At 54.8% G+C, this 16,662-nt stretch carries 14 protein-coding genes; 3 read left to right on the plus strand and 11 right to left on the minus strand.

The features are described 5' to 3' along the window. Positions 1-469 precede the first annotated feature (469 nt). From kdpB to kdpF, 3 genes are read right to left on the minus strand one after another with little or no spacing between them, the layout of a single operon-like run. Positions 470-2,533, minus strand: a complete 2,064-nt coding sequence (gene kdpB, locus AB4N44_RS08710) for a potassium-transporting ATPase subunit KdpB (RefSeq protein ID WP_127929262.1) — start codon at positions 2,531-2,533, stop codon at positions 470-472. Positions 2,534-2,543: 10 nt separating this feature from the next. Beyond that, positions 2,544-4,238 carry a potassium-transporting ATPase subunit KdpA gene (gene kdpA / locus AB4N44_RS08715; RefSeq protein ID WP_127929263.1) on the minus strand — a complete coding sequence of 565 codons (1,695 nt, stop codon included), beginning with the start codon at positions 4,236-4,238 and terminating at the stop codon, positions 2,544-2,546. Positions 4,239-4,246: 8 nt separating this feature from the next. After that, the gene (gene kdpF, locus AB4N44_RS08720) at positions 4,247-4,336 is read right to left on the minus strand and encodes a K(+)-transporting ATPase subunit F (RefSeq protein WP_007899818.1); all 90 of its coding nucleotides are present in this window, start codon (positions 4,334-4,336) and stop codon (positions 4,247-4,249) included. A gap of 393 nt (positions 4,337-4,729) precedes the next feature. Here kdpF and eat point away from each other — a divergent pair, with 393 nt between their 5' ends. The 3 genes from eat to AB4N44_RS08735 all read left to right on the plus strand — a co-directional run bounded on the left by eat (position 4,730) and on the right by AB4N44_RS08735 (position 7,083). Next, positions 4,730-6,094, plus strand: coding sequence for an ethanolamine permease (gene eat, locus AB4N44_RS08725; protein ID WP_460109273.1), 1,365 nt, complete (start codon positions 4,730-4,732; stop codon positions 6,092-6,094). Positions 6,095-6,223: 129 nt separating this feature from the next. Next, positions 6,224-6,391 (plus strand): DUF2897 family protein, encoded by a 168-nt coding sequence (locus tag AB4N44_RS08730; RefSeq protein ID WP_007908505.1) that lies wholly within the window; start codon positions 6,224-6,226, stop codon positions 6,389-6,391. Positions 6,392-6,528: 137 nt separating this feature from the next. Then, the gene (locus tag AB4N44_RS08735; RefSeq protein ID WP_460109272.1) at positions 6,529-7,083 is read left to right on the plus strand and encodes a TetR/AcrR family transcriptional regulator; all 555 of its coding nucleotides are present in this window, start codon (positions 6,529-6,531) and stop codon (positions 7,081-7,083) included. On the opposite strand, the gene fabF is transcribed toward AB4N44_RS08735, so the two are convergent. The 8 genes from fabF to AB4N44_RS08775 all read right to left on the minus strand — a co-directional run bounded on the left by fabF (position 7,080) and on the right by AB4N44_RS08775 (position 16,653). Then, entirely contained in the window at positions 7,080-8,354 is a 1,275-nt protein-coding gene (gene fabF, locus AB4N44_RS08740) for a beta-ketoacyl-ACP synthase II (RefSeq protein ID WP_460109269.1), read from the minus strand. The genes AB4N44_RS08735 and fabF overlap by 4 nt on opposite strands. Positions 8,355-8,376: 22 nt before the next feature. Next, positions 8,377-9,180, minus strand: coding sequence for an SDR family NAD(P)-dependent oxidoreductase (locus AB4N44_RS08745; RefSeq protein ID WP_460109267.1), 804 nt, complete (start codon positions 9,178-9,180; stop codon positions 8,377-8,379). A gap of 211 nt (positions 9,181-9,391) precedes the next feature. Continuing rightward, complete coding sequence (locus AB4N44_RS08750; protein ID WP_127929268.1) at positions 9,392-9,727, minus strand: ComEA family DNA-binding protein; 336 nt, start codon at positions 9,725-9,727, stop codon at positions 9,392-9,394. Between the two features lie 110 nt (positions 9,728-9,837). Beyond that, on the minus strand, positions 9,838-11,832 hold the full coding sequence (locus tag AB4N44_RS08755) for a polysaccharide biosynthesis protein (RefSeq protein ID WP_460111591.1): 1,995 nt from the start codon (positions 11,830-11,832) through the stop codon (positions 9,838-9,840). Positions 11,833-11,938: 106 nt separating this feature from the next. Further along, positions 11,939-12,967 (minus strand): MraY family glycosyltransferase, encoded by a 1,029-nt coding sequence (locus AB4N44_RS08760; RefSeq protein ID WP_460109265.1) that lies wholly within the window; start codon positions 12,965-12,967, stop codon positions 11,939-11,941. After that, entirely contained in the window at positions 12,964-13,932 is a 969-nt protein-coding gene (locus tag AB4N44_RS08765) for a UDP-glucose 4-epimerase family protein (protein WP_460109262.1), read from the minus strand. Before AB4N44_RS08765 ends, AB4N44_RS08760 begins: the two co-directional genes overlap by 4 nt. A gap of 248 nt (positions 13,933-14,180) precedes the next feature. Beyond that, positions 14,181-15,386, minus strand: a complete 1,206-nt coding sequence (locus AB4N44_RS08770; RefSeq protein WP_460109260.1) for a glycosyltransferase family protein — start codon at positions 15,384-15,386, stop codon at positions 14,181-14,183. After that, on the minus strand, positions 15,361-16,653 hold the full coding sequence (locus tag AB4N44_RS08775) for a class I SAM-dependent methyltransferase (RefSeq protein ID WP_460109259.1): 1,293 nt from the start codon (positions 16,651-16,653) through the stop codon (positions 15,361-15,363). Before AB4N44_RS08775 ends, AB4N44_RS08770 begins: the two co-directional genes overlap by 26 nt. Between the last annotated feature and the right edge of the window lie 9 nt (positions 16,654-16,662).

Here is a 16,662-nt window from a genome sequence, read left to right on the forward strand (position 1 = left end):
GCCGATTTATGTGCTTTTCAAAACCTGGGTTCAGCTCGGTATTTCAAGTCGGTGTAGCTCTCGTAAACACCTCGGTCAGTCCCCTCTCCCACGAAGGTGACAAGAGGAAAGGGAGCCGATCTTTGTGCAGTTCAAAACCTGAGTTCGGCTCGGTATCTCAAGTCGGTGTAGCTCCCACAAGCACCTCGGTCAGTCCCCTCTCCCCCGAAGGTGACAAGAGGAAAGGGAGCCGATCTTTGTGCAGTTCAAAACCTGAGTTCGGCTCGGTATTTCAAGTCGGTGTAGCTCTCGTAAACACCTCGGTCAGTCACCTCTCCCACGAAGGTGACAAGAGGAAAGGGAGCCGATCTTTGTGCAGTTCAAAACCTGAGTTCGGCTCGGTATCTCAAGTCGGTGTAGCTCCCACAAGCACCTCGGTCAGTCCCCTCTCCCCCCGGGAGAGGGCTAGGGTGAGGGGCTCTTCTGAGACTCACACCAGATGCAGCGCCGTGAGCAACATGTCGATCGCCTTGATCCCCACAAACGGCACCAGAATCCCGCCCAATCCATAGATCAACAAATTGCGTCGCAACAACGCCGCCGCACTCGCTGCCTGCACGCGCACACCACGCAGTGCCAACGGAATCAGCACAACGATGATCAAGGCGTTGAAGACGATGGCCGAGAGAATCGCGCTCTGCGGACTGGTCAACTGCATGATGTTCAGCACGCCCAGTTGCGGATAAATCGAGGCGAAAAGCGCTGGCAGAATCGCGAAGTATTTAGCCACGTCGTTGGCGATGGAAAAGGTCGTCAGCGCACCACGGGTCACCAGCAATTCCTTGCCGATCTGCACCACGTCGAGCAGCTTGGTCGGATCGCTGTCGAGGTCGACCATGTTCGCCGCTTCGCGTGCTGCTTGTGTGCCGTCGTTCATCGCCATGCCGACGTCAGCCTGAGCCAGCGCCGGCGCGTCGTTGGCACCGTCACCGCACATCGCCACCAGACGTCCGTCGTTCTGCTCGTGGCGAATGCGCGCGAGTTTTTTCTCCGGGGTGGCTTCGGCGAGGACGTCATCGACCCCTGCTTCAGCGGCAATGGCGGCAGCGGTCAGCGGGTTGTCACCGGTGACCATTACGGTGCGAATACCGAGTTTGCGCAGTTCGGCGAAACGCTCGCGGATGCCCGGTTTGACCACATCTTTGAGGTGGATCGCGCCAAGCAGTTTGCCGTCGGCGCAGACCAGCAACGGGGTGCCGCCGCTCTGGGCAATCTTGTCGATTTCCCGCGACAGTGCCGGGGCCAGATCCGAACGTTTCTGGCCGAGGAAACTCAGCAGCGAATCCACCGCGCCTTTGCGGTAGACACGGCCCTGATAGTCGACGCCGGACAAACGGGTTTCAGCGCTGAACGGCACAGCGGTCAAGGTTTCCGGCGCCGGCTCAGGTTGCGGATGCAGACCGCGCAGGTATTCGACGATGGATTTACCTTCAGCGGTTTCGTCGGCCAGCGAAGCGAACAGCGCGCCTTCGGCCAGTTCGCGACCATTCACACCGGGCGCGGCATACACCGCACTGCAACGACGGTTGCCGAAGGTGATGGTGCCAGTCTTGTCGAGCAGCAACACATGCACGTCGCCCGCCGCTTCCACGGCGCGACCGGATTTGGCGATCACGTTGAGGCGAACCAGACGATCCATGCCGGCAATACCGATCGCCGACAGCAAACCGCCAATGGTGGTCGGGATCAGCGTAACCAGCAGCGCCACGAGGAACACCAGCGGCAGGCTGCCATTGGCGAAATGGGCGAACGGTTGCAGCGTCACGACCACCAGCAGGAAGATCAGGGTCAGGCCGATCAGCAGGATATCCAGCGCCACTTCGTTCGGAGTTTTCTGGCGTTTGGCGCCTTCGACCAGCGCGATCATGCGGTCGAGCGTCGACTCGCCGGGGTTGGCGGTGATCTGCACCAGCAACCAGTCAGAGACCAGTCGCGTGTTGCCAGTGACGGCCGAGCGGTCGCCGCCGGATTCGCGAATCACCGGCGCCGATTCACCGGTGATCGCCGCTTCGTTGACTGCCGCGATGCCTTCGATGACTTCGCCGTCACCGGGGATCATCTCCCCGGCTTCGACGCGCACCACGTCGCCCTTGCGCAGGCTCGCTGCCGGCACCACTTGAAAGCTGCCGTTGGCCAGTTTGCGCCGGGCGCTGAGGCCTTCGCTGCCAGCCTTGAGGCTGTCGGCGCGGGCCTTGCCGCGACCTTCGGCCAAGGCTTCGGCGAAGTTGGCGAACAGCACGGTGAACCACAGCCACAGGGCGATTTGTGCAGCAACAAAAGTTGGCACATCGGCGTCGGGAATGAAGCACAGCACGGTGGTGAAAATCGCGGTCAGTTCGACCACCAGCATCACCGGCGAACGCTTCAATTGCCGAGGGTCGAGCTTGACGAAGGCTTGCACCAGCGCCGGCCGCCACAGGGCCGAGATCGCGGTTTTCGGTGCTTCTGCCGACTTGGTCGGCTCTGCAGGTTTTGCAGGAACGTGCATATTCATGATGGATTCCTTAGAAGCCCATACTTAAATGTTCGGCAATCGGGCCGAGCGCCAGAGTCGGCAGAAAGGTCAGGCCGCCCACCAGCAAAATGGTCACGGTCAGCAGGGTCACGAACAGCGGGCCATGAGTCGGAAAGCTGTTCTGGCCGATCGGTGCGGTTTTCTTCATCGCCAGGCTGCCGGCCAGGGCCAGAACCGGGAGGATGTAACCGAAGCGGCCGATCAACATGCCCAGGCCCAGCATCAGGTTATGGAACGGTGTGTTCGCGCTCAGACCACCGAACGCCGAGCCGTTGTTGGCGCTCGCCGAGGTGTAGGCATACAGCAACTGGCTGAAACCGTGCGGGCCGGGGTTGCTGATGGTCGCCGCAGCACTGGGAACCGCGGCGGCAATCGCACCGAGCACCAGCACGCCAACCGGCATCACCAACAGGGTCACGACCAACAATTGCACTTCCCGCGCCTGCAGTTTCTTGCCGAGGTATTCCGGGGTTCGCCCGATCATCAGACCGGCGAGGAACACCGCGATCAGCACGTTGAGCAACATGCCGTAGAGCCCGGCACCGACGCCGCCGAAGATCACTTCGCCAACCATCATGTTGACCAGCGCAACCATGCCGCTAAGCGGATTGAGGCTGTCGTGCATGCCGTTGACCGAGCCGTTCGAGGCCGCCGTCGTCGTCACCGACCAGAGCACGGTCGCAGTGGTGCCGAAGCGCGCTTCTTTACCTTCCAGCGGTGCCGTCTGTTCAACGGCAGCGTTGTTCAGAGTCGGGTTCGGTTGATATTCGGCCCACAGCGAGGTCGCGCCACCGATCAGGAACAGCGCCAGCATGCAGGCGATGATCGCGCGGCTCTGACGCAGGTCCTTGACGTAGTGGCCGAAGGTGAACACCAGCGCCACCGGAATCAGAATGATCGACGCGACTTCGAACAAGTTGCTCCACGCGGTCGGGTTCTCGAACGGATGCGCCGAGTTGACGCCGAAGAAGCCACCACCGTTGGTGCCCAGTTGCTTGATCGCAATCTGACTGGCGGCCGGGCCGAGCGGGATCACTTGATCAACGCCCTGCATGGTCACTGCATTCACATACTGCGCGAAGGTTTGCGGCACGCCCTGCCAGACCAGATACAGCGCCAGCAGCAGGCACAGCGGCAACAGGCCGTAGAGGGTGGCGCGGGTCATGTCGACCCAGAAGTTGCCGAGGGTTTTCGTCGATTTGCGGCCGATGCCACGGCACAGCGCGACCAGCACGGCGAGGCCGGTGGCGGCGCTGACGAAGTTCTGCACGGTGAGGCCGACCATCTGGCTCAGATAGCTGAGCGTCGCTTCACCGCTGTAGGACTGCCAGTTGGTGTTGGTCATGAAACTGACCGCGGTGTTGAACGCCTGGGTCCATTCCTGGCCCGGCAGATTTTGCGGGTTCAGCGGCAAGTGATCCTGGAACAACAGAATCGCGAACAGCAGCAGGAAACCGGCAAGGTTGAAGGCGAGCAGTGCCAGCGTGTACTTCTGCCAGCTCTGTTCAGCCTCGGGGTCGACACCGGCGATGCGGTAGCAACCGCGCTCGACCGGGCCGAGAACCGGTGTCAGCCAGGTACGCTGACCTTCCATCACTTTGTAGTAGAAGCGCCCGAGGAACGGCGCCGGTAGCAAGACCACCGCAAAGAACGCGAGGATCAGCCAATAGTCATAACTGTGCATAGCCGCTCCTAGTTCCGATCCGCGCGCAACAGCGCAACCAACAGATAAATGAACAGCCCCACTGCCAACAGCAGTGACACCCCGTCCAGAACGCTCATGGAAGATCTCCGTGTTACGGCGTATTGCCGCGTGTGCAGGCATTGTCGGAAAGGAGGCTGTAAAGGAACGAGAGCGAGGGTGTTGGCTGTGCATAAAGAAAGCGTAAAGAGTGGGTTTATGCAGGCTTTACAGGTGGGTTTTGCGCTGTATGGGCGGGCCTCATCGCGCGCAGGCTCGCATTTTGAAATGCACTCCCCTGTGGGAGCGAGCCTGCTCGCGAAGACGGCATAACCGCCAACATCGCACCCAAGTGGCGCACAAAAAGCAGCCATCCCCCAACAAACATCCCCGATACGACAGCATTCAACTCATTACGACTTGTTTCAGCGCAATGGCACGCCCACTGCACACACCCTCCCCCGAGCTTTCCAAACCGTTCAGGGAGCAACCGCATGAACACACAACTCAAACCCACGCTGGGCACTTTGCACCTGTGGGGCATCGCCGTAGGGCTGGTGATTTCCGGGGAATACTTCGGCTGGAGTTATGGCTGGGGCGTGGCCGGAACGCTGGGTTTCCTGGTGACCTCGTTCATGGTCGCGACCATGTACACCTGCTTTATCTTCAGTTTCACCGAACTGACCACCGCGATTCCCCATGCGGGCGGGCCGTTTGCCTACAGCCGCCGCGCCTTCGGTGAAAAAGGTGGATTGATTGCCGGCCTGGCCACGTTGATCGAATTCGTTTTCGCTCCGCCGGCCATTGCCCTGGCAATTGGCGCTTACCTCAATGTGCAGTTTCCGGCGCTCGACCCGAAACACGCAGCAGTCGGTGCCTATATCGTCTTTATGGGCCTGAACATCCTCGGTGTGAAACTGGCCGCGACCTTTGAGTTGATCGTCTGCGTATTGGCGGTAGCCGAGTTACTGGTATTCATGGGTGTGGTCGCGCCGGCGTTCAGCTTCAGCAACTTTGCGCTCAATGGCTGGGCGGGGTCGGATGTATTTGGCGCGCCGGCGATTGCCGGGATGTTCGCCGCGATTCCTTTCGCTATCTGGTTCTTCCTCGCCATCGAAGGCGCCGCCATGGCCGCCGAAGAAGCCAAAGACCCGAAGCGCACGATTCCCAAGGCCTACATCAGCGGCATCCTGACCCTGGTGCTGCTGGCGATGGGTGTGATGTTCTTTGCCGGTGGCGTCGGCGACTGGCGCACCCTGGCCAACATCAACGACCCGTTGCCGCAGGCGATGAAAACCGTGGTCGGCGACAACTCCGGCTGGCTGCACATGCTGGTATGGATCGGCCTGTTCGGTCTGGTGGCGAGTTTCCACGGAATCATTCTTGGCTACTCGCGGCAGTTCTTCGCCCTCGCCCGCGCCGGCTATCTTCCCGCTTCGCTGGCGAAACTCTCGCGCTTCCAGACACCGCACCGCGCCATTATTGTCGGCGGCATCATCGGCATCGCCGCGATTTACAGCGACGGCCTGATCAACCTCGGTGGCATGACCCTTACCGCCGCGATGATCACCATGGCCGTATTCGGCGCCATCGTGATGTACATCATGAGCATGCTCAGTCTGTTCAAACTGCGTAAATCGGAACCCAATCTCGAGCGTACTTTCCGCGCGCCGTGCTATCCGTTGATTCCGCTGATTGCCTTGGTGCTGGCGGTGGTGTGTCTGGTGGCGATGGCGTGGTTCAACACGCTGATCGGCTTGATCTTCCTTGGCTTCATGGCCGTCGGTTTCGGCTACTTCCTGCTGACCGGACAACTGCGTGCCGACGCACCAGCCGATGCGATGCTGACAGGTCATTGAGGGATTTCGGGTGTACCGGGTGCAAGCGGCCTAGAATGGAACCACTGCGAGTTCACTTCGCTCAAAAGTGGTATGCAGCGTTGCACGGCGAAATCCTCGTCCGTCGACCTGCCCTTAAGGAGAGCCGTTATGCCTTGGTATGCCTGGTTGATTCTGGTCGTTGCAATCGGCTCGATCGTGGGTGGATTAATGATGTTGCGCGACACCGCCAACAAGGTCGATCTGACCGATGAAGAACGCCGACGCGTTGCCCAACGCAATGCCGAAGCGGACGCCAAAGACGCCCAAGACCGCTGAACACAACCCCGCCTGATCGGCGGGGTTTGTGCTTTTTATAGCCATTGGAGCTATCTGCACGCTTTTAAGAAGTAGAAGTACAGTCACCATCTAATTTTCCTTGGTTAAGATGGGGACATTGTTGCGGAGAGTTCCAGATGCGTTATTCGCAGGACCATAAAGCCCAAACCCATCAGCGCATCATCAAGGAGGCTTCGGCACGTTTTCGCAAGGACGGAATCGGCGCTACCGGCCTGCAACCCCTGATGAAAGCGCTGGGTCTGACCCATGGCGGTTTCTACTCACATTTCAAGTCCAAGGACGAGTTGGTCGAGAAGGCCTTGCAAGAGGCCGGCAACCAGGTCGATGGGTTATGTGCCGAGATTTTTGCCCAGGACAACGCGTTTGATGTGTTCATCGAGACGTATCTGTCCGAATGGCACCAGACATCACCACACGAAGGCTGCCCATTGCTGACCATTTCTTCCGAGTTAGGGCTGCGCGGGCAACCGAGTCCCACCAGTGACGTGGTACTCAACGCACGGCTGGAGCAGATCGAAAACAGCCTCGAAGGTGAGAACAGCGCTGACCGCGCCATCGTCATCATGTCGACCCTGGTCGGTGCACTGCTGCTGTCGCGCAGTGTCGCGGATGCCGGGTTTGCGCAACGCATCCTCGATATCACCCGCGATCACCTCAAGAACCGCGACTAAGCCTGCCAGCGCTTGAACAATACGCTGGCATTGACCCCGCCAAACCCGAAACCATTGGACAGTGCATATTCGATAGACATTGGCCGAGCCTGGCCATGAACAATGTCTACACCTGCGCTCGCCGGATCGGGATTGTCGAAATTCAAAGTCGGCGGCACCACCTGATCACGAATCGCCAACAGTGTGAAAATGGCTTCAAGCCCGCCTGCAGCGCCGAGCAAATGACCGGTGGCTGACTTGGTCGAGGTCACGGCGATTTTATTCTCGGTACCGAACAACGCCTTGATCGCGGCCAACTCACCCAGATCGCCCACTGGCGTCGAGGTCGCGTGAGCATTGAGGTGCTGCACCTGATCCGGCTCGATACCCGCCTGCGCAAGTGCCAGCGTCATCGCCCGCCGCGCCCCGCTGCCATCTTCAGGCCCGGCCGTCAGGTGATAGGCGTCGGCGCTGGTGCCATAGCCGACCAGCTCCGCCAGCGGCGTCGCGCCACGCGCCAGCGCATGCTCGAGGGATTCGATCACCAACAACCCCGCGCCCTCGCCCATGACGAAACCGTCGCGCCCGCTGTCGAACGGCCGCGAGGCGCGCTGCGGGGTGTCGTTGTAACCGCTCGACAGTGCCCGCGCTGCCGCGAAACCGGCCAGACTGACGCGGTCGATGCAGGCTTCCGCACCGCCACACACGGCAATATCCGCTTCGCCGGCGCGGATCAATCGTGCCGCGTCGCCAATCGCTTGAACACCCGCAGCGCACGCCGTCACCGGCGCACCCAAAGGCCCCTTGAGGCCGTGTTGAATGGACACGTGACCTGCCGCGAGATTGACCAGAAACGACGGAATGGTAAACGGTGACAAACGCCGAGGACCGCGACTGTCGGTGGTGCGCACGGCGTCGGCAATCGCGCCAAAACCGCCGACACCGGAACCGATGATCGTTGCGCTACGCTCCTGGCTTTTGCTTTCTGAAGGATGCCAATCGGCCTGCTCCAGCGCCTGTCGGGCAGCCTCCATGGCGAACAGAATGAAGCGATCCATCTTCTTCTGCTCTTTGGGCGGCGTGGCGCGATCCGGATCAAATCCTGCTTCAGCGTCCTCCTCCAGCGTCGGCACCGCGCCGCCGACTCGCGTGGGTAAATCAGCGACCGTTGCCTCAGGCAAGTTACGCAAACCAGAGCGACCGGCCAGCAAACGCTGCCATACGACTTCGAGATCGCTGCCCAAGGGTGAAACCAGGCCCATGCCCGTGACGACTATTCGACGCGAATCCATACTGTGGTGACCTCTGATCAATTCAATTGCCGGACTTATAGCGTTGCGCTGCAGCACTGCGGGAAAGGTTCGGCGCCATGACATGGCGAGCCGCAACAAAGGCGTGCCATTCGCCTGCGTCAGGCAGCGAAGGAATGGTGATCAACTCGCCCTGATCCAGACCGGCCAGCGCCGCATCGACCATCTCGCCCGCCTCCATGACCATTTCTGCCGGAATGCCACTGGCATCGATACCTGAGCGCTCCCAGATTTCGGTGCGGGTCACACCCGGCAGCACGGCCTGGATCTGCACGCCGGTGCCTTCGAGTTCAGTGTTCAGCGACTGCGTCAGGCTCAGTACATAAGCTTTGCTGGCGCTATAAGTAGCGTTGAAGCGTTCAGGAAACAGCGCCACCACCGAGGCGATATTGATGATGGTGCCACGACCGGCCTTGGCGAAACTGGCGGCGGCCGCCGATGCCAGGCGGGTGACGGCGGTGATGTTCAACTGGATCAGTCGCTCCAACTGGTCCATATCGGCGTTGGCCAGCAAACCGTCCGCCGCTACACCGGCGTTATTGACCAGCAAGCTGATGCTGGAATCGCTGCGCAGGCGTTGTTCCAGTTTGAGCACGTCATCCTTCTGCGTGAGATCGGCCTTGAGCACTTCAACCTGAACGCCATGGGCATCACGCAACTGGCTCGCAGCACTCTCCAGACGCTCCTTGTCACGGGCAACCAGCAGCAGATCAAAACCACGCGCCGCAAGGCGCTGAGCGTAAATCGCACCGATACCCGACGATGCGCCGGTGACGAGAGCAGTACCTTTGGATCGTGCGGAATTCATGTAAGTGCTCCTGGAATGCTTGATGGGGAATCGTCATTGAGTCGCATAGGCTCAACGAACCGGCAAATTATTATAGGCATAATCCTGGCGCAATATGATAGCCGTAATTTTTAGTCGTCCGACCGACGCCTTTTTCACGTCATCACGAGCCATGCATTGCGCTAAACAAAAAGGCCGGTCAATGACCGGCCTCTTGGCTTATACACTCAGCTTAGTTGACTTCCAGCTTGTCACGATTGCGATCAAGGATCGCCTTGCCGATACCTTTCACTTCCAGCAACTCATCCACCGATGAAAACGGCCCGTTTGTTTCTCGATATGCAACAATCGCCTTGGCCTTCGCTTCACCTACTCCGGCCAGCTCTTTTTGCAGCGTTGCCGCATCGGCATCGTTGAGATCGACTTTTGCGCTTTGTGCAGGTGCTGTTGTATCCATCACCAAAGGCGCTTTGGGTGACTCCGCTGGCGCCAAGGGTGCGGCGATCGCGGCAATCGAAGCGCTGGCAAGGAAAGCAAAAATCAGAGAACAGAAGTAACCGGTACGCATTTTTGACGCTCCATCATCGTTTGAGAAAGCAGCTTTTCCGAAGCTGCTCTCCAAACGTAGGTCATGATGGGTGTATGTCAAAAATGCGAGCGTTACAGAATGTGAAACAATCAGGGTTCGAGACGGCGTTGCTGATAGATCCAGTCGACAATTTCGCCATCGGGGGTGTAGCCGCTGACGGTATCACGCAGCAACTGGCGAACGCGCGAATAATCATCCTGCTCGACGGCATCCAGCAAATCCGTCAAACGAAGCTTGAGCAAATCCCATGGCAAATGATCTTCGCTGGCACTCATGATCATCGGGTGCTCAGTCGCCAATACGTTATCGCCAATCAACAACTCTTCATAAAGCTTCTCGCCGGGGCGTAACCCGGTGAACTCGATCGAAATGTCGCCTTGCAGATTTTTTTCCGAACGCACGCTCAAACCGGACAAATGAATCATCTTCTTCGCCAGTTCGACAATTCTTACCGGTTCCCCCATATCGAGTACGAACACATCGCCGCCCTGCCCCATGGAACCGGCCTGAATCACTAGTTGCGCGGCTTCAGGGATAGTCATGAAGTAACGGGTAATCTTCGGATGGGTAACCGTCAGTGGCCCACCGGATTTGATCTGACTGTGGAATAGCGGAATGACCGAACCAGAAGAGCCCAGCACATTCCCGAAGCGAACCATCGTGAAGCGAGTCTTGTTGACTCGGGATACTTTGGATTTGTCACCGAATAGAACGGGGGCGATTTCTCGACTCAAGGCCTGAAGCGTCAGCTCGGCAAGTCGCTTGGTACTGCCCATTACGTTAGTGGGGCGAACAGCCTTGTCCGTGGAAATCAACACGAAATTGGACACACCCGATTGCAATGCAGCCTGGGCAGTATTAAGCGTCCCGATGACGTTATTGAGCACCCCTTCCGCAATGTTGTGTTCAACCATGGGCACGTGTTTATACGCGGCAGCATGATAAACAGTTTCAACATTCCAGGTCTTCATGACATCCAGCAATTTATGCGGATGACGAATGGAACCGAGTATTGGCAAGAGCTGGACCGACGCCGACTCCCGGTTTCCTCTTTGCTCCAGTTCCGAAAGTACGCTGTAAAGGTTGAATTCACTGTGGTCAAACAACAAAAGCCTGGTGGGGCCAAGCGAGTAAATCTGCCGGCAAAGCTCTGAGCCAATGGAACCGCCAGCGCCAGTAACCATTACCGTCTTGCCTGTGATACAGCGCTCAAGCAGATCCGGTTGTGCAGGTACCGAATCACGCCCCAACAGATCCGCGATATCCACTTCCTGAATATCCTCGACCTTGACTCGGCCACTGGCAAGGTCAGTGAAATTCGGAACACTGCGAATATGTAGCGGAAAACTCTCCAGAAGCGTGAGAATCTCCCGGCGACGTGCACGTGTCGACGACGGCAGCGCCAGAAGAATTTCCTGCGCACCTGTTTCATCGATCATCTGTTGAATGTGCTTGGGTTTATAGACCTGCAGCCCGGCAATTACCCGATCAGCAATGCTCGGATCGTCATCGATAAATGCCACCGGGCGCATGGTTCGCCCCATGCGCAATGCTGCGACCAATTGATTACCCGCGACGCCTGCCCCATAGACTGCAACTTTGATAAGGCTATCGTCACGACTGGAAAACGGAACGTGTTGAGCGCCGGCGAACCAGTCACCCATGAAATACTGACGCATGCACAACCGCAAGCCTCCGATGATGACAAGGCTTAGCCACCAGTAATTGAAGACAATCGAACGCGGGACTACTGCCTCGTGGTTGCTATACCAATAGACAACCAGCGCCAGAATCAATGCGGACAGACTGACCGCTTTGATAATAGCGACCAGCGCATCGTTGCCGAAATAGCGCATGACCGCACGATACATGCCAAAGCGAATGAACAAGGGAATCGCAACAATAGGTGCACATACAAAAAGCCAGAAATGCACCTTGAAAGGGTTGTACATATCGTCCAGGCCCAAGCGAACGATAAAGGCCAGCCACAACGCGGCCCAGACGAGCACGATGTCTGTGGCAACCTGAAGCAGTCTCTTGCGGCGCCGGGGAAGGCCTAACAGGTACTCTCTGATTTTATCCATAAACCCTTCAATTACCTTGATCACTCCTTTGAGCAGCACTCTCCATCGTGCCGGCTCAACGGCATTTCGTGATCACTCTAAACCTAAATGACCTGGCAATTACTGCTTAGTTCTTGACCACCGGAATCTCGAGATCTCCGGCGTGAAACTTTATTGCCAAAGCGATCAATGGAATGTAAGCCAAAAGCACACCCGAAGCACCGTCCAAACCGAGGCTCGTGACACAAAAGGCAATGGGCAACAGCCAGAACAGATTGATCACGCCGACCGCAACAGTGACCGGTAAGTGTTTGCCAAAGCGACGTGAAGCGAACTGGTAGGCATGACTACGATGTGCTTCATAGATCTTTTCTCCTCTCAGCATGCGATGAAACAGCGTGTACGTAGCGTCGACAATGAACACACCAAGCAAAATCATCCAGGCCCAGAGCATCGGTGCGCTCACCCATGCCGCCTGCAGAGACAATCCGCCAAGGACGATGCCCAGAAACCCACTGCCAGCGTCGCCCATGAATATCCGTGCCGGAGGGAAGTTCCAGTATAGAAAGCCGCCAACGGCAGCAGCGAGCAACAAAGGCGCCCAGATCAGATTCTCCAATCCCGACAACCAGTAAAGCAGACACGCACCGACGCAGGCACAAATCGCTTCTACACTGGCGATTCCGTCAATGCCGTCCATGAAGTTGTAAAGATTGAGTAGCCACACAAGATAAAAAGCACCCAGCACAAAGCCCAGCCAACCCAGCTCGATCGAAGTACCGAACAACTCAACGGGTGGCATGCCCCCTATCCACCCCAACAACCACAAAGCTGAAGCAAAATGCCCCAATAATCGCCATCGCGCGGCGATATGCCCGTGATCATCCATGAATCCAATCAGGGCAATGGCAGCACCGCCACATGCCATTGCGAAAAAAAACCGGGCGGAAATCAAATCCGTGAAAAACAGAAAACCCAGGGACAAGATAAATGCAACAACAATCGCTACACCGCCACCGCGTGGCGTAGCCACAACATGAGAGCTGCGTGCATTGGGAACATCCATCAGACTTCGAGATATCGCATACCGGCGCAAAACAGCAGTCAGCAAAAAAGAAATACCGAAAACCAATGGAATGAAATATCCGTAACTCATCTTTTGTGAGACTCCAGAAAATGCTCGGCCGTCGCCTTCAAACCCTCATCCAGCGTGAAGGGCGGACGCCAGCCTAACAACTCTCGATTCTTCTTGATATCGACCTGTAGCGAGCCGAAAAGCCGCTGAGCGACTGCACCTCGCCCCACCAGGCTAGCCAAGAACTTCAGTAGCGAAACAGGAATGGGGACGAGCCAGGTTTTTCTACCCAAGAAAGTCAGAAGACGTTGCATCAATCGGGTTGTAGAAACATCTTCATCATCACTGACCAGAAACACCTGGTTTGCGGCCCGAGGATGATCGACACACGTACTGACCAAATCAACGACGTTATCCAGTGAAACGAGACTTCGCAGGTTGTGAACAGATCCGAAAGGCATTGGAATGCCCTTCGTGAGCCAGTGCATCATTTGACGAAAGTTCGCACCTACACCTGGACCATAAATTAGTACCGGGCGGATGATTACAACTTCTATTGCGCCTGTCTGGGCAAGCTGCATTAGTTGTTGCTCTGCTTCGTGTTTGGAGATTCCATAAGCATCTGATGGGAGCGGAGTGTCGCCGGCACTAAAGGCATGGCCGAGCGGAGTAGTTTCGCCATTAACCTTGATAGAACTAATATAGATGAACCTCTTGGCACCGGCCGCGACGGCCTGCCGTGCCAGACAAAGTGTTCCTTTGACATTAACCGTGCGAAAATCTTCAATCGATTGTGCCGAGTCTTCTTGCATGACATGCACTCGCGCCGCAGCATGTACAACAACATCCACACCAGTTAGAGACTCTCGCCAGTCGGTATCGTCACCGATATCTGATACACGAGTAACCTTTACTATTTCTGGTAACTTATCACTGACATTACGGAGTGGAGCCACCACGGAAATATCTGGAAAAGTGACAAAATGCTGAACCAAGGACCTTCCAAGGAATCCTGTCGCACCGGTGACAAGTATTTTTTTTGGCATTTTATACCGACTTCAAGCGGGTTGATAAGTAAAATTACCTAAGTTACCACGTGATGCAGAAAGGTGAAATCTATAGTGTGATACTTTCAGAGCACTCCATATCCAAAACCATGCTAGATTATGAAAATGTCAGCTCGAGCAGATCATCAAAACTTTAAAGATTGATCAATCAAACGACTTATTAAATACGAATTAAAAGTACGCACTACCAACCTGATGCCACGCGCATAAATAACACGCAAAAAAAATTAACGCAACTTCAAAACTCTCAGCACCTTATTGATAATTCGATAAAGAGTAAGCTTTGCCCCGCCCTCGTACATCGATATCTCTATCAGTAGTCGATAATGGGATATTCTTTTAACAATTCCATTCCAAACTGATACACGAACAGGCTTAATTCGCCCATCACCTAGTAGATTCCCTCCTTTTTGAAAAAGGGCAGTCCATTGAGATGCAACTACTGAGATCTCGAACCTGCTATGCACATCGGCATAGGCCCTCTCGGCAATACTCGCCCTGTATACCTCATCATTTATATAACACTCAATAGCTGTAGCCCAACAATCAGAAGAACCAGCTTCAATCAACAATCCAGTCACGCCTTCATCTACGGAGCCAACGTAGCTTTCGGACACTGAATAGATTCCCGCGCATCGAAAGGCAGAGTACTCACGATATTTATTATTAGTTTTGTATTTATTGGAGCTCTTGCTATCAAGTGGGGCCAAGCCGATCTTCCAACCCCGCTGAGCTTGAAAGGCTATGTAGTCGGCATAACTATGCATATGTTCAAAAAATCTTACCCTGGGACCTAGCTCCAACCAACTAGGAAAACAACCAATAAACTCGAAAACGACGTTATCAAATTTATTTATAATCAGTGGAACAACATCCCGTAGAATTGCCAAGTCCGCCTCACGCGATGGACTACCCGCGAAACCGATTCTATACTCCGAGTTCGTTTCATTCTGGCCTATCGGTAATAACGAAAAATCAAAAAAAGCAGGGAGCAAAACAGTATTAAAGTTTTTTGGAAGCAAAAAATCCTTAAGGGTCGCGGAATTCGTTATTATGACGCTTGCGTTTTCCACTACAAATTTTAGTGAGCGCCGTATAATTGGATGCCTGTAATATTTAGCTAAAGGAGTGTCTCCGCCTATTAGCCAAAAATTATCATCAATGTAGTAATAGTAGGGAATATTGCTGCGCCTAAGAGCTTCCATCCAATATACTGCGACAGGATCAGCTGTGCGCACAAATAACGGCAAAGCATGTTTGGAAAAAGACTCCTCATCAAGTTGAGCCAGATAAACCTTTTTGTATCTGACACCAAATCTCGCGCACTCCGACAGCAATTGTTCTGTCAATTGAGTAGTCGCAATATCCGACTCAATAATCAGCAGAATATCGACACCAGAATTAATATTACTCATCATTCGTAAAGCATACATATGGAACTTTTTTACGACCACTGAGCGGCCAAAGGGACGTAACAGAGCACTCTACAACCTGAACGGATATATCCAAATCTCTACCAAAGATCCTAACACTCGCAACGCTCTCTTGTTTCAGTGGCGCCATTAAAGAAAAACTAATAACGCCAATACCACGCACGCTACTCAATGACTCCACAGAATTCCATAAGATAGAGTTATCTTTACCAACAACCTCAACACCAAGCTTTGCCGTTACAGAATCGTCGGACAAATAAACACAGACAGAAACGCTATTATAAAAGCCTTTAGATGCTATCGGGTACTCGACATACCCCTCATCAAAAAGCTTTTCACTAAGACTCATCTCATTCGATGAGACACGACGGTAGTTGGCGCTCAGATAGTCATTGAAACGCCTAAGTTGGTTATCCGGCAACTCAAGTTTGCCCGCGAGGAACGTGATTAGCTTTTCATTTTTTAGTATGTGTCTCTCACACGCTACAATGTGATCATATTGCGATTTTAACTGCTGACTTAATTGCATGTACTGCTCTACGCGGAGTTCAACTTCAAGCGTTTCGCGAAATTGCCGTTCAGCCGCAATCAGGGCGTGGCTACCTTCGCCTTCGTGAGTCAGCGAGTTCTCTCTAGCTTTCTGTAAAGCAGGCGTATCTAAGAAAGGATAGACATCCAAATGCTTGGTCAACTCGATATAATCATCATCCGATTTATCTTTCCACACTACAAGGTGGTAAACAACCTGATGACAAACATCAGTTAAATTCTGACGAAGCTCTCTTTGGCAGGCAAGCTCCAATCGACTGAACCGAGGAAAGTAAAAGAACTCCATTCTAAGCAATCGAATATCTAAGCCTGGATTAGAGTGGTCCGACTCCGATAGCCCCCACGGAGCTGCGTGGGGGTGGTAATACTCTCTTTCATCTATGGGCGCCCATGGAAAACTTGTCCAAAACCTTGGGGTATGCTCATTAAATACTTGGAGATGATATGGATTGGCTAAGTTTAATTTTTGCTCGAAATATGGCGCAACAATACAAATCTGAGATTTGTGCTTACAGACTCGATAGAGTTCTCTCATTGTAAACATCAAGTCTGAAACATGTTCCAAACTATGAGCAGCATGTACTAAATCAACAGAATCGTCTTCAAACGGTAGCGATTTATCAAGATCCGCGACCACCATAACACCAGGCAGCGAAAATCTATCGACACCCACAAATTCCGGCAGGCATTTTGGCCCACAGCCAATATCTAACTTCATCGGCATTAC

Source organism: Pseudomonas sp. S3_C06 (assembly GCF_054667675.1).